Origin of the sequence: Rhodococcus sp. 14-2483-1-2, from assembly GCF_002259405.1 — a bacterium.
Taxonomy (GTDB): Bacteria; Actinomycetota; Actinomycetes; order Mycobacteriales; family Mycobacteriaceae; genus Rhodococcoides.
This window is the reverse complement of sequence record NZ_NPFW01000020.1, coordinates 1-20,589: the sequence shown is the minus strand read 5'-3', so window position 1 is coordinate 20,589 and position 20,589 is coordinate 1. Positions and strand designations below refer to the sequence as shown.

18 protein-coding genes and 1 rRNA gene are annotated in these 20,589 nt (G+C 62.4%); 6 read left to right on the top strand and 13 right to left on the bottom strand.

Features of this window, described 5'->3' with window-relative positions:
- Position 1 precedes the first annotated feature (1 nt).
- From CH295_RS17490 to CH295_RS17475, 4 genes are all read right to left on the bottom strand, one after another.
- Positions 2 to 1,033 (bottom strand): 2,5-dihydroxypyridine 5,6-dioxygenase NicX family protein, encoded by a 1,032-nt coding sequence (locus CH295_RS17490; RefSeq protein ID WP_037190708.1) that lies wholly within the window; start codon positions 1,031 to 1,033, stop codon positions 2 to 4.
- Complete coding sequence (locus CH295_RS17485; protein ID WP_052047664.1) at positions 1,011 to 1,904, bottom strand: carbon-nitrogen hydrolase family protein; 894 nt, start codon at positions 1,902 to 1,904, stop codon at positions 1,011 to 1,013. Before CH295_RS17485 ends, CH295_RS17490 begins: the two co-directional genes overlap by 23 nt.
- A complete protein-coding gene (locus tag CH295_RS17480) occupies positions 1,901 to 2,533 on the bottom strand; it encodes a flavin reductase family protein (RefSeq protein WP_094629339.1) in 633 nt (210 codons plus the stop codon). The genes CH295_RS17485 and CH295_RS17480 overlap by 4 nt, the downstream gene beginning before the upstream one ends.
- A 159-nt stretch (positions 2,534 to 2,692) precedes the next feature.
- Positions 2,693 to 3,727 (bottom strand): formamidase, encoded by a 1,035-nt coding sequence (locus CH295_RS17475; RefSeq protein ID WP_094741428.1) that lies wholly within the window; start codon positions 3,725 to 3,727, stop codon positions 2,693 to 2,695.
- A 112-nt stretch (positions 3,728 to 3,839) separates the two neighbouring features.
- On the opposite strand from CH295_RS17475, the gene CH295_RS17470 reads away from it, so the two are divergent.
- From CH295_RS17470 to CH295_RS17460, 3 genes are all read left to right on the top strand, one after another.
- Positions 3,840 to 4,892 (top strand): LacI family DNA-binding transcriptional regulator, encoded by a 1,053-nt coding sequence (locus tag CH295_RS17470; protein WP_037190705.1) that lies wholly within the window; start codon positions 3,840 to 3,842, stop codon positions 4,890 to 4,892.
- Positions 4,893 to 5,088: 196 nt separating this feature from the next.
- Positions 5,089 to 6,840 carry a pyruvate dehydrogenase gene (locus CH295_RS17465; protein ID WP_094741427.1) on the top strand — a complete coding sequence of 584 codons (1,752 nt, stop codon included), beginning with the start codon at positions 5,089 to 5,091 and terminating at the stop codon, positions 6,838 to 6,840.
- A gap of 117 nt (positions 6,841 to 6,957) precedes the next feature.
- On the top strand, positions 6,958 to 7,662 hold the full coding sequence (locus CH295_RS17460; protein ID WP_094741426.1) for a TerD family protein: 705 nt from the start codon (positions 6,958 to 6,960) through the stop codon (positions 7,660 to 7,662).
- On the opposite strand, the gene CH295_RS17455 is transcribed toward CH295_RS17460, so the two are convergent.
- Entirely contained in the window at positions 7,663 to 8,730 is a 1,068-nt protein-coding gene (locus tag CH295_RS17455) for a DNA polymerase IV (protein ID WP_094741425.1), read from the bottom strand.
- 34 nt (positions 8,731 to 8,764) lie between these two features.
- On the opposite strand from CH295_RS17455, the gene CH295_RS17450 reads away from it, so the two are divergent.
- On the top strand, positions 8,765 to 9,193 hold the full coding sequence (locus CH295_RS17450; protein WP_212556185.1) for a DoxX family protein: 429 nt from the start codon (positions 8,765 to 8,767) through the stop codon (positions 9,191 to 9,193).
- Here CH295_RS17450 and CH295_RS17445 read toward each other — a convergent pair.
- Positions 9,187 to 10,179 carry an isopenicillin N synthase family dioxygenase gene (locus tag CH295_RS17445; RefSeq protein WP_094741423.1) on the bottom strand — a complete coding sequence of 331 codons (993 nt, stop codon included), beginning with the start codon at positions 10,177 to 10,179 and terminating at the stop codon, positions 9,187 to 9,189. The two genes, CH295_RS17450 and CH295_RS17445, sit on opposite strands and share 7 nt — an antisense overlap.
- 87 nt (positions 10,180 to 10,266) lie before the next feature.
- On the opposite strand from CH295_RS17445, the gene CH295_RS17440 reads away from it, so the two are divergent.
- Together CH295_RS17440 and CH295_RS17435 are read left to right on the top strand one after the other, a co-directional pair.
- Positions 10,267 to 10,935, top strand: a complete 669-nt coding sequence (locus tag CH295_RS17440; RefSeq protein ID WP_037190699.1) for an SIMPL domain-containing protein — start codon at positions 10,267 to 10,269, stop codon at positions 10,933 to 10,935.
- Positions 10,936 to 10,958: 23 nt separating this feature from the next.
- The gene (locus CH295_RS17435) at positions 10,959 to 11,723 is read left to right on the top strand and encodes a YqjF family protein (protein ID WP_252342081.1); all 765 of its coding nucleotides are present in this window, start codon (positions 10,959 to 10,961) and stop codon (positions 11,721 to 11,723) included.
- On the opposite strand, the gene CH295_RS17430 is transcribed toward CH295_RS17435, so the two are convergent.
- The 7 genes from CH295_RS17430 to rrf all read right to left on the bottom strand — a co-directional run.
- Positions 11,709 to 12,203, bottom strand: coding sequence for a hypothetical protein (locus CH295_RS17430; protein ID WP_094741422.1), 495 nt, complete (start codon positions 12,201 to 12,203; stop codon positions 11,709 to 11,711). The two genes, CH295_RS17435 and CH295_RS17430, sit on opposite strands and share 15 nt — an antisense overlap.
- A complete protein-coding gene (locus tag CH295_RS17425) occupies positions 12,200 to 13,054 on the bottom strand; it encodes a ParA family protein (RefSeq protein WP_094741421.1) in 855 nt (284 codons plus the stop codon). The genes CH295_RS17430 and CH295_RS17425 overlap by 4 nt, the downstream gene beginning before the upstream one ends.
- 30 nt (positions 13,055 to 13,084) lie before the next feature.
- On the bottom strand, positions 13,085 to 15,886 hold the full coding sequence (locus CH295_RS17420; RefSeq protein ID WP_252342101.1) for a Z1 domain-containing protein: 2,802 nt from the start codon (positions 15,884 to 15,886) through the stop codon (positions 13,085 to 13,087).
- Positions 15,887 to 16,020: 134 nt separating this feature from the next.
- Positions 16,021 to 17,508, bottom strand: coding sequence for an ATP-binding protein (locus tag CH295_RS17415; RefSeq protein WP_094741419.1), 1,488 nt, complete (start codon positions 17,506 to 17,508; stop codon positions 16,021 to 16,023).
- Positions 17,501 to 19,558: a hypothetical protein gene (locus CH295_RS17410; protein WP_094741418.1), complete on the bottom strand. Its 2,058-nt coding sequence runs from the start codon at positions 19,556 to 19,558 to the stop codon at positions 17,501 to 17,503. Before CH295_RS17410 ends, CH295_RS17415 begins: the two co-directional genes overlap by 8 nt.
- Before the next feature lie 129 nt (positions 19,559 to 19,687).
- Positions 19,688 to 20,311, bottom strand: coding sequence for a DUF6188 family protein (locus CH295_RS17405; protein ID WP_212556184.1), 624 nt, complete (start codon positions 20,309 to 20,311; stop codon positions 19,688 to 19,690).
- A gap of 181 nt (positions 20,312 to 20,492) precedes the next feature.
- Positions 20,493 to 20,589 (bottom strand): 5S ribosomal RNA (gene rrf / locus CH295_RS17400); the annotation flags it as partial.

Sequence of the window (20,589 nt, the reverse complement as noted above, 5' to 3'; positions counted from 1 at the left end):
GTCAGTTCTCCACCAATCGACCTTCGGTGACGACGTCGATGCCGTCGATGGATACGGTGCAGGCGCGCATCCCGATGTCGAGGTGTGCGTAGGAGTCTCGGCCGAGTACGGGGTGCGGGCCGGTGGACCACAGGAAGCTGCCTGCGAACGCTCGGGCGTCCATGCCCATGATGTCGTCCTTGCCGTACATCGCGGCCGCGAACCAGTCGCCGGTCTTCATCAACCCCCAGCCCATGTGGGACAGGTAGCGCGCCCACTTGTCGTTGGAGTCGTCGAAGAACATGTTGAGCAGTGCCGCTTCTGCGCCGCCGGTGACCTCGTCGATATGGCCGTTGGTGACGGCGAGTGTCGTCCTGTCGCGGACGTATTCCTTGAACGGCAGCAGGATGTCTCCCTCGGACAACACGATCTGTCCGTTGGAGATCTCCGGCCAACACAGCACCATGGTGGACGGCCAGTGGTCCCAGCGTCCCTTGTCGTCGGCGAAGCCCACCTGGAACTCGGGCTGCGAATTGCTCAGTTGCACGGTGAGATCGGTGCCGGCCTCGTTGGTGATGCGCATGGTCGAACCGTTGCGGATCAGATCGACGCCGGCCTGCACCCGTTCCTTGTCTCCGTCCTGCGGCATGTTCCTGATGAGCACGTCCGGGGCGTCGCACACGAAGATGATGCGCGTTCCTGCGGCCAGGATCTCCTGCTGGATGGGCGCGTGGATGAAGCCCTCGCTGGTCAGATCGACCACCAGGTCGGCTCCCTTGAGCATGTCCTGTGCGACCGAACTGTTCATGACCGACACCAGACCGGGGCCCGCACCGGTGTGGGTGCTCGGCATCGGTGCCGGACTGCCGCCGGGAACGGTGGCCGAGAGTACCTGTGCGCCCAAACTCTGAGCCGCCCCGAACGCAGCCGAGACGTAATCACCGCGGCTCGACGGTTCCGCGAGAATGACCACCTGCTCTCCGGGCCGAACTTTGCACAGCTCGAGCTGACGGGTGAAGGCGCGCAACAGATCAGCTGATCGCAGATCGAACATCTCGGTTCCTCTCGTGATCGTTCTCGGTCGTTCGTGTCTCGGTGATACCGCCCAGTCGGGCAAGGTCTTTCAGATAGGGGACTTCGTCGCGTGCGTCGAGCAACTCGCGGCGAGTCACTGTTGCCGACACCGATCCGACGCTCTCGTCCATCTCGACGATGGTGCGCCCCTGTGGTCCGACGATGACGCTGTGGCCCGCGAACCGTGGGCCGTCGCCGGTTTGTCCGGTGAGTCCGGCGGCCGCGACGACGACGCCGTTCTCGAGTGCGCGGGAGCGGGTGAGCAGCTTCCATACGTGCAAACGGACGTGCCCGAAGGCCGACGGTACGGCGATCACATCGGCTCCTCGCTGGACGAGGTCGCGGACCGTCTCGGGAAACCCTGCCTCGTAGCAGATCACGACGCCGATGGTGCCGAACGGAGTGCTGACCAGCAGTCCGCTCTCAGCGCCAGGAGTGAACACCGATTTCTCTCGGTCCCACAGAAAGCGCTTGTGTCCCAGAGCGATCAGGCCGCCCGGCCCCACGACGAGCGAGCTGTCGAAGACGATTCCGTCGGCATCACGAAACGCGATGGCCGTCACCAGAACCGTGTCGGTCTCGGCGGCCAGCGCTCCGAGTGCGGTCGACGTTCGACCGGGTACGGACTCTGCCATGGTTTCGATGCCGTCGAGATCGTAACCACTGGCGAACAATTCGGGCAGAACGATCACCTTCGACCCGCTCGCGGCGAGAGCCTGCACCTCTGCGCGCACCGCGTCGATGTTCTGCTGCCAGGCTCCGATTCGCGAACCGGTCTGCACCACAGCGATATCGAACGTATCGACAACCGACTCGGTGTCGACGCCGCGCAGCCGAGCCGAGGCGGTCACTGCGCCACCCGGTTCATGTCGGTGGTGTAGAACGGGCCCGCCAGCCTGCCGAGAAAACGGTGTTCGAGAGTATCGACGTGCAGGTCGGCAGTGAGCAGGCCAGGCCTACTGGTCACCGCCGTCACGGTCCCCAACACCAGAGTGTCCGTGCCGAGTGCAATTTCCTGCATCGTGCGGCATTCGAGAGAGACCAGGGATTCGAGCACCGACGGGGCCTCGACCGACACCGACGGTACCGCGGTCATGTGCGAGAGCTCGAATTCGTCGACCTCCGCATCGACGGTGGCGAAACTCGCGGTCACCGCATCCACGGTGTCTGCGGACGGAATGTTGACGACGAATTCGCCCGTGTCGCGAATGTTGACCAGTGTGTCCTTGAACTCACCGGGGAACCCGATGCGTTCACCGATGGAGATCATCAGCGTTGCCGGATTGCGCGAGGCGACGTTGAAGAAGCTGAACGGTGCCAGGTTGCGGACGCCGTCGCCGGAAACGGTCGAGATCCATGCGATCGGACGAGGCTGTACCGCGCAGGACAGCAGTTTGTACACATCCCCCGACGACATCGATTCGATGTCGTGGCGGGTGCGATCCGTGAGCTCCAGAGAGTCGCCTACCTGGGAAGTCATCGAAACGAGCCTTCTTTCGCTTGCTGTGCAACCGGTCGTGCAACCGATTGCGTTGCTCTGACGATAGAGGGGTTTCTCAGTCGATGTCGAGCTTTGGGCGACAAATCCGGAACCAATTAATGGCACCGTTACACGGGCACGGGTCGCGTAACCTCCGCCTTACTCCCCGCGCAGACCGGCCCGCGCGGAATCGGTTGCGCTGCCGAGCCGACGCGGGGGTCCGTACCCCTCCGAGGTCCCGTCGACGATGCGAACCTCGTCCTCCCACGGCACTCGGTAGGTTCCGTCGGCGAGGTCGCGAACGTAGGTGTACGGGCAATCGCGCGCCCCTCCATCGAGCGCGGTGTACCCACGATGACCCAGTTGATAGATGTTGTTCTCCACTCCCCACTCGCGACGTGCCGCATCCGCCCTGGCCGGCTCGATCGACACGGTCACCACCCGATCGGGTGTCGAATCGCCGCGCTCGACGATCGTTCCTTCGTAGTCGCACACCATCGCCTCGCCCATCGACGGGATGCCGTTGCCGTCCTCCCCCGCCAGACACACCGACGCCGTGTACGCCAAATTGTGAAAGGCATTGGCCTCGTTGGTGATACGCCAGGACTGCCGCAGCGGAAACTTGTACCCGGCCGTGCGCAGCAGCACGTTGGCACCGCGGTAGCTCGCCTCCCGCGCCATCTCGGGAAACATTCCGTCGTGGCAGATCAACAGCGACAGCACCGACCCCTTGGGACCTGGACAGACCGGTAGGCCGATGTCGCCGGGCTCCCACGGCTCCTTGGGCGTCCAGGGATGCAGTTTGCGGACGTACAGCGCGATGTCACCTCGGTCGTCGACGATGATTCCGGAGTTGAACGGCGCTCCGCCGGGGTTACGTTCCATGATGCTGAAACACCCCCACACTGCCGACTCACGGCACGCGTCGCGCAACCGCTCCACCTGTGGACCGTCCATGTCACACATCACCTCGTCGGACGCCCACGACGACTTGCGCAGACCGTGCAGCGAGTACTCGGGGAACACCACGAGGTCGAGCGCCGAGAAGCCGGCCTTCGCCTCGTGTAACTGCCTGCACACACGATCGGTCGTCGCGTTCACATCGTCCATGCTCGTGATCAGCGGAATCTGCTGCTGAACCAGGCCGAGCGTGAGCGACGTCGGCGACGGATTGAGACCACCCAGACCTGTCATCGAATGTCCGTTCCTCGAGGGCAACTTGTTGCGCAAACGATTGCGCACGGTGCTAGCTTAGGGGTCATCAGGGGTCGGGGCAGCGCCGACGGAGGATCGAGGGGAACCGCCAGTGGACAGCACTACGTCGGGAAGCGTCACGCTCAAAACGGTCGCAGCTGCTGCGGGAGTTCATGTCTCGACCGTTTCCCGAGCTCTGCGACGCGTTGCGCTCGACCCGGCCGGTGCCAGCGCAGGAGACCTGCGATTGTTCGAGCTGGCCCGCGAGATGGACTATGTCCCCAACCCCAACGCGGCGAGCTTGACCACCAAGAAGTCCACCGCGTTCGGTGTACTCGTCCCGCGATTGACCGACGTGGTGCTCTCGGCGATGTACGACGCCATCGAGGAAACAGCGAACCGTGCCGGGTACGAGACCTTCGTCGCCAACACCCACGACGATCCGATTCAGCAGCGTCGACGCATCGATCTGTTGCTCGGCCGCAACGTCGACGGCCTCATCTTCGGCGATGCTCGCCTCGACAGCGAGAACCTCGAGGACCTGCACCGCCGAGGAATCAAGTTCGTGCTCATCAGCCGTAGATACCCGGGGATGACCTCGGTGACGTGCGACGACCATCGGGGCGGTTACCTCGCCGGTGAGCACTTGGCCAGACTCGGCCACACCCGAGTGGGGATCGTGTCCGGTCCGGCGTGGGCCAGCACCGGGATCGACCGATTGGAGGGCTGCCGAGCTGCCCTCCGCGATGCAGGCATCGACGTTCCGGACGAGTACGTACGGGAAGAGGGCTTCGATCCCGAGGCCGGACGACGCGGGGCCACAGCACTTCTGGCATTGCCGACACCGCCGACGGCGATCTTCGCGACCAACGATTTCAGTGCCATCGGAGTTCTCGGCGTCCTGCGCGAAGCGGAATTGCAGCCGGGACGCGACGTTGCGGTCGTCGGCTACAACGACATCTCGATCTGCAGCGAGCTGACGGTGCCCTTGACGACAGTGCACAGCCCGCACCGCGAAATCGGCACACGCGCAGCCGAAATGCTGTTGGCCGTCACCCACGGACTGCCGGTGTCCTCGGTGGCACTCACGCCGACGCTGGTCGTCCGCGACTCCACGGTTCCGGGACGAACTGCACCCAGCCACTTCTCGCCGGTCGGCGGGTAGCCTCAGTCATCTCTGGGTGCTGCCTGGAACATCCCGACGTGACGGAGATCGTAGAGGGCCTTCACCAGCAGGTTCACCTTGACGACCCTCCGTTGCGTGCACTTCTATGTTTGGCAGACCCTCGGTGCAGGGAAGGCGTCGAGAAGGCGCAGCCGAGGCATATCGGTGCGTCACCGAATTTTGAGGAGACAGTGAAATGCCCACCACAGTGGCCGATCAGCTCGTTCGAGGACTCGTCGACGCCGGCGTACAACGCATCTACGGCATCGTCGGCGACAGTCTCAATCCTGTGGTCGACGCAGTGCGTCGCACCGGTGGATCGGCCAAGGGCGGTATCGACTGGATTCACGTACGACACGAGGAGGCCGCGGCGTTCGCGGCGTCTGCCGACGCGCAGACCACCGGCACACTCGCCGTCTGTGCGGGTTCGTGCGGACCCGGAAATCTGCATCTGATCAACGGCCTGTACGACGCACACCGTTCCGGCGCACCGGTTCTGGCGATCGCGTCGCACATTCCCAGCAGCGAGATCGGCTCGGGGTACTTCCAGGAGACGCACCCAGACCGCCTCTTCGGTGAATGCTCGCTCTACAACGAATTCGTCTCCACCGCCGCGCAGGCTCCCCGGGTGTTCCGAGCGGCGATCAACGCCGCGGTCACCGGTGGTGGGGTGTCGGTGCTGACGCTCCCCGGAGACATCGCCGAGCTGTCGGCCGCCGGCACGATGGATCCGATCGCCATTCCGTCCACACCGATCGTCACACCGCCTGCATCGGACATCCAGAAACTGGCCGACGCCATCAACAATGCCGAGAAGGTTGCCATCTTCGCCGGCTACGGAGTCAAGGGTGCCCACGACGAGGTGGTCGCGTTCGCCGACACCATCGGTGCCCCCGTCGGACATTCGTTGCGCGGCAAGGAATTCATCCAGTACGACAACCCGTACGACGTCGGCATGACAGGGTTGCTGGGCTACGGCGCGGCCCATGCAGGAATTCACGACGCGGATCTGCTCATCCTGCTCGGCACCGACTTTCCGTACCAGCAGTTCCTGCCCGAAGACGTCACGACCGCGCAGATCGACATCGATCCCACGAAGCTGGGGCGTCGAACCTCGGTGCAGTACCCGATCCACGGTGATGTTCGGGCAACCCTGAATGCGTTGCAGCCATTGATCACTCGCAAGACCGACCGCCGCTACGTGGAGAAGTGGGTGGACAAGCACAACGACCTGATGGGGAAGACCGTCGGCGCGTACACCCGCAACGCCGAGAAGCTCGTTCCGATCCACCCCGAGTACGCTGCCTCGGTTCTCGACGACCTCGCCGCCGACGACGCCGTGTTCACCACCGACACCGGCATGTGCAACGTGTGGACCGCGCGGTACATCAACCCCACCGGCAGAAGGGCATTCGTCGCGTCGATGCTGCACGGTTCGATGGCCAATGCCCTGCCACACGCCATCGGAGCGCAGTTCGCCAATCCGGGCCGCCAGGTCGTCTCGATCTCCGGCGACGGCGGATTCTCGATGCTGCTCTCCGAACTCTTGACCGTCGCAATGTACAAGCTGCCCGTGAAGATCGTGTTGTTCGACAATTCCACGCTCGGCATGGTCAAGGCCGAGATGCTCGTCGACGGTCTGCCCGACTTCGGCGTCGACGTGCCCCAGGTCGATTACACCGGCATCGCCGCCGCCGCGGGTATCCACGCACAACGCGTCGAGCAGCCCGAGGACATCCGCGGCGCACTCGAGACCGCGTTCGCCGTCGACGGACCGGCGCTGGTGCAACTGATCACCGATCCGCTGGCACTGTCCGTCCCGCCGACCATCACCGGCGAGCAGATCAAGGGATTCGCGCTCGCGATGAGCAAGGTCGTGCTCAACGGCGGCGTCGGCGAGGCAATGCGAATGGCCAAGTCGAATCTGCGTAACGTGCCACGACCGTAGACGAATTCTCGTACGCAGCGATGCGATCATCGAGATGATCGGACAGGCGGTTATTGTCGACACACCGCCCAAACCGGACACTCGATCCGGTAACCGACCGTTCCGGAAGGCACAACCATGGCCATCGACTACACCCGCAAGCCCTCGTCCGGGCAATCCTCGGCGTCGCAGGCCGGTGCTCCGGTCAGTCTGAGCAAAGTGACGCTGTCCAAGGCGTCGCCGACGATCAGCCTCACCAAGTCCGGCGAGAAGCAGGGTTCGATGCGGGTCAACCTGAACTGGTCGACCGGCGCACCTGCGGCACAGCCGAAGAAGAAGGGCTTCCTGGCCAAGTTGGCCGCGGCGTCGTACGGCTCCGGCGGTGTCGATCTCGACCTCGGCTGCCTCTACGAACTGCGTGACGGTTCCAAGGGCGTCGTCCAGGCACTCGGGAACAGCTTCGGTTCACTGCAGGATGCCCCGTTCATCGCGCTCGACGGCGACGATCGCTCCGGTTCGGTCAGCGGCGGCGAGAACATGCACATCAACCTCGCCCATCCCGAGAAGTTCGCTCGAATCCTGATCTTCGCGATGATCTACGACGGCGCACCGAACTGGGCAGCAGTCGACGGGGTGGTGACGCTGTACCCCACCAGCGGACCACAGGTCGAGGTACGCCTCGACTCGGCCGAGAACTCCGCGCGAATCTGCTCGATCGCATTGTTGGAGAACACATCTGCGGGGATCACCGTCACCCGCGAGGTCGAGTACATCCAGGGCAGCCAGGCCGACCTCGACAAGAAGTACGGTTGGGGACTGCGCTGGGCGGCGGGTCGCAAGTAATCAGAAAGGTTGCGGCGGAGTCATTTCGAGCCGGACGCCGATCAATCGAACCTCGCGACTGTGGTCGAGGCGGTCGACGAGGGCCACCGCAGCCGAGGTCAGAATCTTCGGATCGAAGGTCGGCGCACCGACGATCGGTGCGCTGACGGTATGCGTCTCGAACGGCGCGTAGCGGATCTTCAATGCCGCCCGAACAGCCGGCCGGTTCTCGGCTTCGATGTCGGCCAACACCTTCGACGTCAAACCGGCGACCTCGTCTCGGATGACCGCCCAATCGGCGACATTGGTCTGGAACGTGACCTCACGGCTGTGCGACCGTGCAACCCACGGCTCGGACGTCACCGGCGCGAGGTCGATGCCTCGCCCTTTCGTGCCGAGCCACGGACCGATCTTCGGTCCGAACGCGGCGGCGAGGTCCGCGTCCTGCGCATCGGCCAGTTCTCGGACTGTCGAGATGCCGAGGGCGGCCAACCTCTTCGAGATCTTCTTGCCGATCCCCCACAGCGCATCGGTGCCGCGATCGCCCATCACCTCGAACCAATTGTCCTGCGTCAGGCGATAGATGCCCTGCGGCTTGTCGAAGTCGGTGGCGATCTTGGCTCGTAACTTGTTGTCTCCGATGCCCACCGAGCAATGCAGCCCCGTCGCGTCGAACACGGCGTCGTGCACTGTCTTCGCCACACCCTCGGGATCGTCGGTCTCCACACCGAGAAACGCCTCGTCCCAGCCGATGACCTCGACCACGTACCCCATCGTCCGCAAAGTGTCCATCACCATCGCCGACGCCTCGTCGTACGCCTGCTTGTCCACGGGCAGGAAGACCGCGTCGGGAATCTTCTTTGCAGCGACGCGCAGTGGCATTCCGGACCCGACGCCCTTCGCACGCGCCTCGTACGAGGCCGTCGAGACCACCCCGCGTTCGGTGGGATCTCCCCGCCCTCCGACCACCACTGCCTTGCCCACCAGATCGGGGTTGCGCAGCACTTCGACGGCGGCGATGAACTGATCGAGGTCGACATGCAGTACCCATCGGCGACGAGCGAAGTCGGTCGAAGCGCTCCCGGTCATGGTGTTCAGTGTGCCCGTGGTGTCTCATGACGCCATGACGAAATCGATTTCTCGCACCATCGGGCGGGTCGTGTTGGGGGCGTTCCTCGTCTTCGCCGGGCTCAGCCACCTCTTCTGGGCGCGCGAGACGTTCACAGCGCAGGTTCCCGAGTGGGTGCCGCTGAGCACCGACTTCGTCGTGCTGGCATCGGGCGTCGTGGAGATCGCGCTCGGCCTGGCGCTGCTGTTCTGGACTGCTCGCGCGCCGCTCGTGGGTTGGGTGGTCGCCGCATTCTTCGTCGCGGTCTTTCCCGGCAACATCTCGCAGTTCGTCACCCACACCGACGCGTTCGGCCTCGACTCCGATTCGGCACGAGGAATCCGATTGCTGTTCCAGCCGCTGCTGATCGTCTGGGCACTGTGGTGCACCGGGGCGTGGGCCCAGTACCGCGCGTCACGTCAGGGCAGCAGTCGGCGTCAGTAAGCAGACTGCCGACCGGCCGGAGCGATGCCGTGGTGCAACTGCGCCACGTCGGGGTGCGCTCGCGTACGTGACTTCCACGCGTTCTCACCGTAGGTGCTGTAGATGGGGTTGTCGGGATCGTTCTCGACACCTCGTGAGTGCTGCGCCAATTCGGCGGGCAGTTCGATCACCGGGACGACGGCATCGAGGGCCGGGCTCAGAAAGTGGGGCACCGATATCCGGTCCGTGTCAGGCCCTGGCGCGACGACCCGATGCCGCGTCGCCCGTAGATAACCGCCGGTCGCCACTTCCAACAGCTCGCCGATGTTGACGATGAACGCCCCGGCCAACGGCGGAACGTCGATCCAGGTATCGGGCGTCGTCTCCACCTGCAGCCCGGTCGAGTCCGGCTCGACGAGCAGCAGCGTCAACACCCCGGAGTCCTTGTGCGCACCGACGCCCTGCGAATGGTCGGGAGTACCCGGATAGCGGACGACCTTCATGAGCGTTGCGGGCGCGGTGGCAAAAGCATCGTCGAACACGTTCTCGGGGGCTCCGAGGGATTGCGCCCAATGTCGCAGGAGGCGAAGTCCGAGACCCGATACCGTGCGTTCCCACTGCTCGAACGTCTCTCTGAAGCCTGTGGGCTGTGACGGCCACAGATTGGGACCCTGCAGGTTCCAGTACCCCTCGGCCCCGTCGATGGCCGGGCGCTCGGGTCCGATGTCGATCTGCTCCCGCCAGTCCACGCGGCCGTTGGTCAGCTCCCCACCCACCCGTGAGTAACCGCGGAAGTGCGGGCTCTTCAGCTGACTGATCTCGTCCTTCACATGGTCCGGCACGGCGAAGAACCGACGCGCAAGACGCAGCACCTCGTGCATTCGTTCGGTCTCGATCCCGTGTCCGACGAGATAGAAGAAGCCGGAACGATGAGCAGCTTCGCGCAGTGACCGCTGGAACGCGCGGGGGTCGTTTTCGGCGGAAGCCAGATCGAGAACAGGAAGCATGTTCGCAATTGTCCTCCCCACCTGACGCGTCGGCCAGCACTGTTGAGATTCGGTGAATATCGGTGCGCGGATGCGAGACTGGACGCCATGAGCCATGAAGCACTCGACATCACAGTCGTCGGTCACGGCGCAGCCACCTATCCGCCCGAGCAGTGCACGCTGTCGCTGACCGTCCGTACCGACGGACGAACGGCGGAGTCGGCGTCCGAACCGGCTCAGCAACTCGTCCGGGAGCTCACGAGATTGGTCGAGCCGCTCTACAACAGCGACGGCGGCCCCATCGATCGGTGGTCGGTCGACCAAGTGCGCCACTCGCGCCACCGCCCGTTCAACCACGACGGAGAACAACTGCCGTACGTGTATCAAGCGGAGGCGTCCGTGGAGGTGCAGTTCAGCCAACTCGATCTGGTGGATGCGTTCGTCTACGCAGCATCCGCACTCGAGGGAGTGTCGATCGACCACTTCGGCTGGGACCTCACCGAATCCAGCAGAACTGCTCACACCCTCGCCGTCCGAGAACTCGCTGTTCGCGACGCCGTCTCCAAGGCCGAGTCCTACGCGTCGAGCCTGGGGAGATCGGGCGTGCAGGCCGTCGCGGTGGCCGACCCCGGTCTGCTGCCAGGGATCGCGGAGAGTGGTGGTGCCGAATCCTCGGCGCGCATGTTCGCCGCCACATCCGCGCCGGCCGGGTTTGCCCTCAAACCGGAGAACATCACGATCTCCGCGAGCGTGCACGCCCGATTCACTGCCTCCTGACGCGTCGCGCCTACGCTCGAACGATGAATCGAGACGATGCCCGACGCCTCTGGCCGCGGCCACCACTGCTGCCTCGTCCGATCCTGATGGATCAGCGATGGGAACGGCTCGTCTTTCTGCACTGGCGGGTTCCGAGTTCGGCTGTCGCCCCGCTGTTGCCCCGAGGGTGCGCGCCCGACGAATTCGACGGCTCGTCGTGGGTGGGGCTGATCGGCTTCCACATGGTCGGAGCCGGCCTCGGTTACCGTCACCCAGTTCCGTACTTCGGCACGTTCGGTGAGATCAACGTGCGCCTGTACTCGATCGACGCGGAGGGTCGACGCGGCGTCGTGTTCCGATCACTGGAAGCAACCAGACTCGCAGTCGTGTTGGGCACCAACGCCGCTCGCGTTCCGTACCGCTGGTCATCGATCGACATCGACGACGACAGTCGAACGATCGGCTACCGCAGCCGACGACTCGCACCGCCGCGCCGAGGCGCAACGACGGACTTCGGCGTCGTCAGAGGGTCACGCGACATGTCCGAGGATCCACTCGCTGTGTTCCTCACCGCGCGTTGGGGATTGCACACCTCACTCGCCGGACGCCTGTTGTACGTTCCGAACGTGCACCGACACTGGCCACTGGTCGATGCGGAGCTGACCCACTGCGCCGACGAGCTCGTGGCAGCGGCGGGCCTACCCGGTGTGAGTACCCGGCCACCGGACTCGGTGCTGTACTCCCCCGGTGTCGAGACTCAATTCGGAAAGCCCTACGTGGTTCTCTCGGGTGGCTCACCGAAACACTGACCCCTTGTTTGCAAGCAACTTCACGCGCTCGACTACCCAGTCCGCGACAATTTGCGGCTTGCGTTTGAGGCGTGTTTCCTTATGAATGTCGATCTCTTGCTCAGCAATGATGTCCCTCAGCTGCTCCAGATTCAGCTCAGCAAGCTTCGCAGCAAGGGCTTCTTCACCACTGTCTCTGTAGATGTCGAACGGATCGAACTGGCCCGCCTGGCGGATCACTTTCTTCGGTGCCGCCTTCTTACGCACGGGCGGCTTCGCCACCACCTCGGCGATGGGTTCACCGCCGCTTACTGCAGAAACAGCAAATGCGCCGGCCAGCGCTTTTGCGAAACGCTTCGATTGCGCGGCCTCCTCAGCAACCACCTGAAACAGTTTCGTCAGCAGTGCTGCGGCAGTCGCGTCTGTTGCATTGAGCTTGAGCAGAGCGCCGCCGAGTTCCTGGATCTGCATGCGCTGCTTGCCATCATCTGGTGTGGTCATAGCTTCGCTTCAGCCTCCGTCATGATGTGTTTGGTGATTTCACGTAGCTGATCGAACTGACCAGCGTTGCCGTACTTGACTTTCAGGGTGCTGTACCTAGAGAAAAGAGCAGATGCCGCTATCGCGTTGGACTCGGCAAGATATACCGGCAGAACGTTCTGAATCTCTCTGTCGCGCCGGAGGTTTCGGACGGTTGCGTTATGTATCGCAGAATTCGACTTGTACTTGGTGATGACGAGTCCCAGTTCGACGATGTCACGGCCCAACTCCCTACCAAACTTCGCAACATGAGTCTGAATCTGCGGAATACCATAGGTCGACAAGACATCCGGGATGGTTGGAATGATGTACCCGTCCGACATCGCCAATCCGTTCAGAGTGATCGGGCCGATGTTCGGAGGACAGTCGATCAAAATGTAGTCGTAGTACGCCGCAACGGGCGCGATGGCATCCCCGAGAATGTTCACCGCTGCGGTGCTTGATCCCTCTGCCACCCGCAGCGCGCTCAACTCCTCTTGGAGAGAGATCAAATCCAGCGACGACGGCAACAGGTCGACGCCCGTCACCTTCTTCACGCTCGAGACTCCACGCTGAATGCTGGCCTGCACGTCGAAGTTCGACGTTCCCTCGATCGCATCCCTGAACGCTGTAGCAAGCGTGAGCCCCTTGTTGTTCAGCTCCCACCACTCGTTCTCGCCGATCATCATCGTCGTCAAATTTATCTGGGAATCGAGGTCGACGACAAGAACCCTCTGACCGAACTCCAGCGACATGAACTCCGCCAGTGCCGCTGTGATGGTCGTCTTGCCTACCCCACCCTTGAGACTGATCGTGGTGATTATCTTTGGCATCGTGCACAGTTCCTCTTCATGACACTTCCCTCATGTTGCATCGACGATTGCGTCCGGACCAGGCTGTCGCACGCGGAATCCGATCCTCGGCGTGGGTTCTGCCAAGTACGGCAAAGCGTAGGAGAAGAGAGTGGCGAAATCACCTGGATCGACCGGACCGGTTTTCGCACGCTTCATGTTCTTGGAGCCGACAGCAGGATCGTTCGCGAAGACCAAGATCAGTCCCCCTCGGGTGCCCTGCCGTAGCTGTCGAGCATGCGGCCCGCCGTCTTTTCCCGGAGCCCCGGCGATGTGCTCGATAGCTTCTCGCTCGCGGACGGCTGTACCGCTGAAACCGGAACGGTACTCACCGTCGAGTCGTTTTCGGTTGACGATGGGAAGTGGTTCATCCCAGCCCTTGACCGCGACTGGCTGACGGGTTTTCGGCTTCGGCAGCAGAATCGCGAAGTCCTTCAGCATGTCTCGTTCGATCGCAGATCGCATCGCCGCCAGATGTGGCTCGAACGTCCATTTCTCGTCCCATACGAATTGACTGACGATCTCCAGGACTTCCTCGGCCAGAACAATTCCGTACTGGGCCTGGAACTTCCGCCGGATTCCGTGACTACCGGTCATCTCGAACGTGGCCGAGTCTTGCATGCTCCTCAGCAAAGGTCCGACTGCTGCAAAGTGGTTCTTGTTGTTGGTTCCGTCGCCGCGCGGCTTTTGCATTGTGAAGCTGAACGCCTGTCCGCCGACGCCGCGGTAGACCTGCTCGGCGTTGTACATCTTGTTCGCGGCCGCAGGCTTGAGCCACGGCTGGGACTGAAACACCATCGGAGGCACGTCCATGGGAGTGACCATCGGCTCCCCGCCTGCATTGAGGTCGGCGAACCGGGCCAGCTCCGACCTGAACTCCGCCTCGTCCGCCACGATCGTCGCGAATGCCTCGTACATGTCGAAGGATCTACCGGCAGGCCCTGGAACGTCGCGCCCGATGAACAAGCGCACCAGGTCACGGTATCCGGGCCGGAAGCCGAACCAGCGGCCCATCTGCATCAGAGTGTCGGCTTGAGGCGTCCGACGTGTGTAGTAGGTAGTGGTCAATCCCTCCACGGTGAAACCGCGACTGAGCTTCGTGCCGCCGACCAGAATCTTCCACACCCCGCGTGCCTCGAAGTTCAGCGCTTCCTGCAGGTAGTCGTCCTGCTTCTCACCGTTAACAATGATGACGGGGCTTGAGCCCTCGGAAATCTTGTTGTAAGCGATACCGACGAAGTCTTCGAGCTCCTCGAACGTTGTTGGGTTGGCGGCACCTACCTCGGTGCGTGCGGCGGAGACAACCGAAAAGTCTTCGACCCACAACTGCTCGAGCCGAACGAGGCTCGACGGCTGGGAGTAGCCGGCCGACTTCCACAGCGCCTTGAACTCGTCCGCAACTGCGGTGTGCTCGGTAGTCTTCACCGATTCATGGACGAGCATCGTATGGTGCCGGAAGGCATTGGATCCCTTGCTTTCCCGGAACAGCTTGATGGCACCGGACAGCACGAAGGAGTCCAACGCTTTGAGCTGCTCGCTTTCACGGCCTTCACCATCCCAGCCCGCCCAGAGGTCACGCACGAACGCCGCCTTGTTCGAGTTGGCGGGCGTCCGCTCGGAATCGTCGAACTCGTCACCGTCGTCGGAGTCATGGAAATCAGCACCACCCATGTACGGCTTCGGACGGTCGAGACTGACGATGAAATCTTTGGGAAAGATCGTCTCACTGTCCTCGACGTCGACGAAGACATTTGCGAAGGGCGTTGCCGTGTAACCGATGTATTGGGCGCGCTTCAGTACGCTCAGCAGGTCGGTAATGCGTGCATTGATGGCCGTACGCTCGATCGTATCGGCAGCCCACCTCGCCGGATTCAACGTGTTCACTGAGGCCTGATCAGCCTCGTCGTCGATTATCAGCGTGGGAATTTGTTCCAACGCAGTACGACTACGCCCCAGATCTTCGACCAGCCGTGTCAGCACGGTCGAGTTCTTCTTGACTACAGCGAGACGGATATTGCTGGCAAACAGGTTCTTCGGATCGTTCAGCGGCCGACTGTGGTCAACGAACTCCCACTCCAACGCGCTAATACCCTTGTTCAGTGTCTTGTAGTCATCGGTTGCGCCAGTGAGTCGTCGTATCGCGGGCGATGTCGACGAGAAGTTCGGATCTTCCTCCAGGCGAACAAATTTTCCGGCATTCCAGTCCGGATCCTGGGCATAGTCACCATCTGCACCGATATTCTGCTGACCGACGAGTTCCATATCGAGGCGGCGCTGAGTCTGACTGCGTAGCAGTTCGATCGTTCCCGTCAGGACGACGACCAGTCGGTATCCGGCGTCGATCGCCTTCGCGACGACACCGGTGAAGTTTGCCGTCTTGCCGCTCTGCACGTAGCCGACGACCAGGCCCTTCGATTGATACGGTTCCTCGCGAACGGGGTCTGCAAGCCGAGCAACGATACTCGATGTCAACGAATCGAGGTCATCGACAGTGTCTGTATCGAGCTTCGAGGACAGCACCCCCCGATAGGCACGCCAATAGAAGTTGTGTTCGAGCTGGCGCTGATGGGTATACCAAGGGGCCCAAGGCTGCTGCGCAGCAATGATGACCGCCCCGCCGCGCCTCGGGAAGGTGCTGTCGAGAATCGGGAAGCCCTCGTCCGGTATTCCAAGCAACTCGTATATCCGCACCCGCCGCTCCGGTGATCCGGGAACGGTATCGAGACACCAAGGGTCAGCTGTCTCCAGATCCCACTTCAACAGGCTCGCACGAACAACAGCGCGCAACTGAGGAACGTCGTCGGAGACCAACACTGTCACGATGTCGTCTATCCCGAAGTCCTCGGGCACCGAGTCGCCGAGACGACCCTTGATCGGAGCCACCAACGGCTCGGGCGGATACGACCCGAACTCACGTCCGATTGCCGCGATCAACTGATCCGAGTCTGTCATCGAAGAGCCCCCATCCGCTCGCGGTGGGCAGACATTGCGGCCACCAGCACGTCCTGCCAGGCCTGCATCTGCTCCTGCTGCTTGGAACTGTGATGATGTACGTCGAACATGCTGTGCACCAACAGATACAGCAATGTTCTCAGTATCGGCACGTCTGTGTTGTCGGTACCCTTACGGCCCAGTATCTCGCGTCGAAAGCGGCCATTGATCCACAAAGTGCGGGTCACGAGATCCACCTCGAAGAACGCATCTCTGGCGAGCACCCGCCAACCGATGCTGACCGGATCCGCACCGTCAACGAATGTGAACGCATCGCTGAAGGCATCCGAAAGTTCTTGAGGGAGGCCCTCGAAGGGCTCGACGACCGAAATAGGTCGCGGCGTGTGGCTGCGTGCCGCCTGAAGTACGGAGGTGGCGTCGGACAGAAGGTTTCTACCGTCGTATTCACGCAGAATGGCCTGCTGCAGTAGAGCGACTGCGGTCGCGTCGAGCACCACGCCGGACTTCTCCGGGTTGATCGTGACATGCGATCGAAGGTCGTCATCGAGATCGATCGCAATCCGCGCCAGTCCGAAATCAGGCCGACCGTGCCAGAGCCCGTTCCAACCGCCGATCTGCAGTAACCTGTCATTTCGATAGAAGTACATGCCCTGCCAGTCGCGACCTGGCGCGCCGAAGAGCTTGAACTCGGTCGACTGACTCCGTGCCGGCCAGATATGTGCCAGGACAGTAGATTTTGTGCCGGTGTCCAGCGGCATCGGATACCGGGCTCCTCCTGACCCCAGATATCCGAACGGATCGATGGGGTTGACGTTATTCAGCGCACCCGCCCGCTTGAAGCCGACGTCGAACACATCGACACCGATCGTCAGATTCTTACCAAGTAATCTGTGGAAGACGATGCCGAGATGACTCCGAATGTCACCGATGGTCGCTTCGAGCCAACTGACCTGTTCATCGGCGTCTGCGGACATCAGGAACGATCTGATGCCGCGCCACTCCACCACGGTCCCCGTGACGAACGGGAATCGAGGCTTGATCGATGCGACAGTCGAGGCGGCGAGCGTCAAATCGATGGAGTGCACATGCTGCGTGTCTGCGCCGTGAATTGAGCGAGCCTGTGCGTCATGGCCGTCAGATTTCGACCACACAAACAAAGACTCCGCCTGACTCATCGAGGCGGCCTTCAAACCGACACCGAAGTGGCCGAGATCGGACGTGCTGTAATTTCGCCGGGTGCCATACGACATCGCGGCATCGATGGTCGCGTGGTTCATGCCCCTACCGTTGTCGATCACCATCAGACCAACGATCGCGGTGCCATCCTGGACGAAGCGAACAAGGACATTGTGTGCCCCCGCGTCGATACTGTTGTCGATCAGGTCTGCAAGCGCAGTCGCCAGGGTGTGATGCAGTCCTATCGACCTGGACAAGGACTGGTCTTGTGCCTTGTTCGTCGCGGCCGACGTCGGAATTTCAGTCATCCGAGGTAACCCTGTGCACCCAAGCTTCTTTCAACAGATCCACGACTTGTTCTTCGCTCCCGGTCTCGTATTCGCGTAGCAACCGGCGCGGACGACTCTCCCCGTACAGACCGATTGCATCAGCAAGTACACGAGTGACATGGCGGTCAGCGACATTCATCGGCTGAGGGTGCCCGATAGCCGCAAGGGCTCGACGGAGCGGATCGGCATCGGGCGGAACAGTTTCGGGACGCACCACTGTGAACGACCTGTCCGGCGAAAACTCCAGCAGCACTTCGTCTCCTGTCTGCGCATCCAAGTCCCGCAGAAAGCGTCGAATCGTTCCTGAAGTCGGCTGAGCTCCGGTCCACCTCACCATCTGAGCGCCAAGCCTGCTGCGTAGTTCGACGGTTCCGCCGCGCTCGCAACCGACCGCTACCGCAACTCCCGCGGGCAGGGCAAACCCCGAACCCCTCAATTGATCCGCAGTAACCACGATTCGGTACCTCCACGCAAGGCCGATTCGATACAACCGACGCGTCTGCTCCGGGGTCTTCCCGTTGCGCTCACGCCGACGTCGACGCACCACGCCGTCGTCCGCGGCCTCAAAGTCCTCGGACGGATCGACCTCAGCAGGCAAGACGGCGTCCGCCCAGGCAATCAGTCTCCACAGACCATCGGACCCCAACACCGCGCGGTCGTCGCCGACGAGTGCGCGGTGCACTGTCTGGGCAGGCTTGCCGCTGTCTACGAGTTCGGCGATATCCGATGCCGCCCGAGCTTGTCCGACGGCTTCAAGAACTCCTACGGCTGCGCCGACAACTGTTCGGGTTCGAGTCAGTGCGGATCCGTGCACTACAGGGATGGCGCACCATCCGAGCCAGGCCTCGAGTTCACTACGCGGCATCGTCACGAGCAATTCGAGGTCATCGAGGGGAACGACGCCATTCGGAGACTCCAGGTCTTCGAGAATGGATCGTGTTCTCATCTTCGCTCCATCGACGTCTGGAGCGGCCGCCCACCCATCCGTCACCTCGAAGTAGTCGTCCAGCCGATCCAGAACCAGCCACAGTGGCACGCTCAGGCTCGGCACAGGTTCGTCGATCTCGGGGTGCACCGCGACCAAGCGTGACATCGAGGCGACCGGCTGGATTTCCACCCGCAGACTTGCCAGCAAGTTTCCGACTGCTGTCCCGTACCCACAGGCCGCGTTGATCTTTGCCTTAGTACGTGACTCGATCGCACCTGCAGCGGGCTTGGACAGATGCAACTTGGCGCTGAGTTCACCCAGAGAGATCGGTTCCGCGGCGAGCAGCCTTTGATGCAGCGCGATACTTTCACGACCGTCGAGCTGCGAGATCAGATTTTCGATCTCGTCGACTGCGTCGCCCACACCGAGGTCCGGAAAGTCCCTCGATGTCACCGATTCGAGCCGCGCCGCAACTTCCTGGACGGCCTCGGGTGAATCGTCGTCGATCTCCACCGACATGAGAGGACGGTCTACTTCACCCCTAACCCGACGCCAAACAGCTAGTTGCGTCAAGTCGTCGAGTAGCTGTGCAACAACGGGTGCCGTCTCGCCATCGATCTGCTCATCGAGGCGAGCGAGCGGGTCGCGAAGGACCGCGCAGTAGAGCAGGCCATGGACGACGTCACGCACCGTCTGCTCGCTTGTGCCTGGTACAGCAAAGAGATCCGTCACTGTGTGCGAGAGGAGCCCAGAGACGGTCGAGGCGGACGTCAAGCGCTTTACGGCGGTGGCCGCTCTCGCCTCCAAGCCCATCAGCGCGATCGGCAATGATTGCGGCAGTGCCGGAACGGCATCCGCCAGGGGCGTGTCCTTGTGGCCAGCGACAAACAGCTCCGCCAGGCCTGCCAGCACATTGTCCAGCGTCACCTCATCCTCATCGACTGTCTCGGACGGGCCGTCTTCCAGCCACCAATCCGTGCCGGGCGCGAGCCTCTCGAGCAGAGCAGCACGATGAGAGACGTAGCCGTCCAACCACGGCATCAGCTCTACCCAGTGCACGTCTGTCAGCACAGCCGAATCGAGAGCATTCACACCCGACATCCATCAACCACTCTCATCGACCTGCGTTCGCAATACCTACAAAGTAGGCCACGCGGTCCGCTTGCACAGCGAGGGGTGCCCCCATGCGTCGACTGTTCATTCAGTCGGATGAAGGGCTCTCGGCAAGCCCTACACGGTCTGCGGCCGATAGAAGATCACATGTCCCGAGGACAGCTCGACCACCCAATCCCCGTTGGCTTCGTCGTCACTGCCTTCGGAGATGGAGCTCGACGTGACGCTCTCCCGCAATACGAGATAGCCGCAGTCGAGCGGAGGATCGAACAGCAGCTTGGTGCCGTCCGAGAATTCGACAGCCGGCTCGTCACCCGTCGACAAACGAACGACGGTGGAGCCGATGGACGGGAGACCCTCGACAGTCGGCGCTTCGGTGCTGGGGTGCTCCGGGGCCGGCCACAATTCGACGGCTCCGTCCGGTCCGCACAGGACGGTGGATCCGTCTGCGGCGCAATACTCCCAGGATTCGACTTCGTCGCGGGGGCGAGCAACCAATTCGTGTCCGCCGGCGAATGCCATTCGCAGCACACCCGAGCGGTCGTAGTCGACGTCCTCGCACACGAGACCGTGCAGAGCCGCGAAGGCTCGTAAACCCTCGAACTGATTGTCTTCGTCGACCGTGAGGTCATCGATCACCACTTCACTGAAGGAAATGGTGGCTCCATCGTCGAATTCGATGGTCAGATCGAAATCGAGCAGAATTCTGCTGACGCGGTGCTGATCGACGGCGAGTTTCATCGACTTCGACTGTGCCACAGAACCGAGTCCTAGTACACAACTGCGCACTGCACACCCGATCGTGATCGCGGTCGGTGCAGATCGAGTGGCGAACGGTGTGTACGAGTTCGGTTGTGGGGGTGATGCATTCGAAATGCAGAATGCCCCCGACCTGGTGGTCGGGGGCATTCTGGCAAATTGTGTTCGGCGGTGTCCTACTCTCCCACACCCTGTCGAGTGCAGTACCATCGGCGCTGGAGGGCTTAGCTTCCGGGTTCGGAATGGGACCGGGCGTTTCC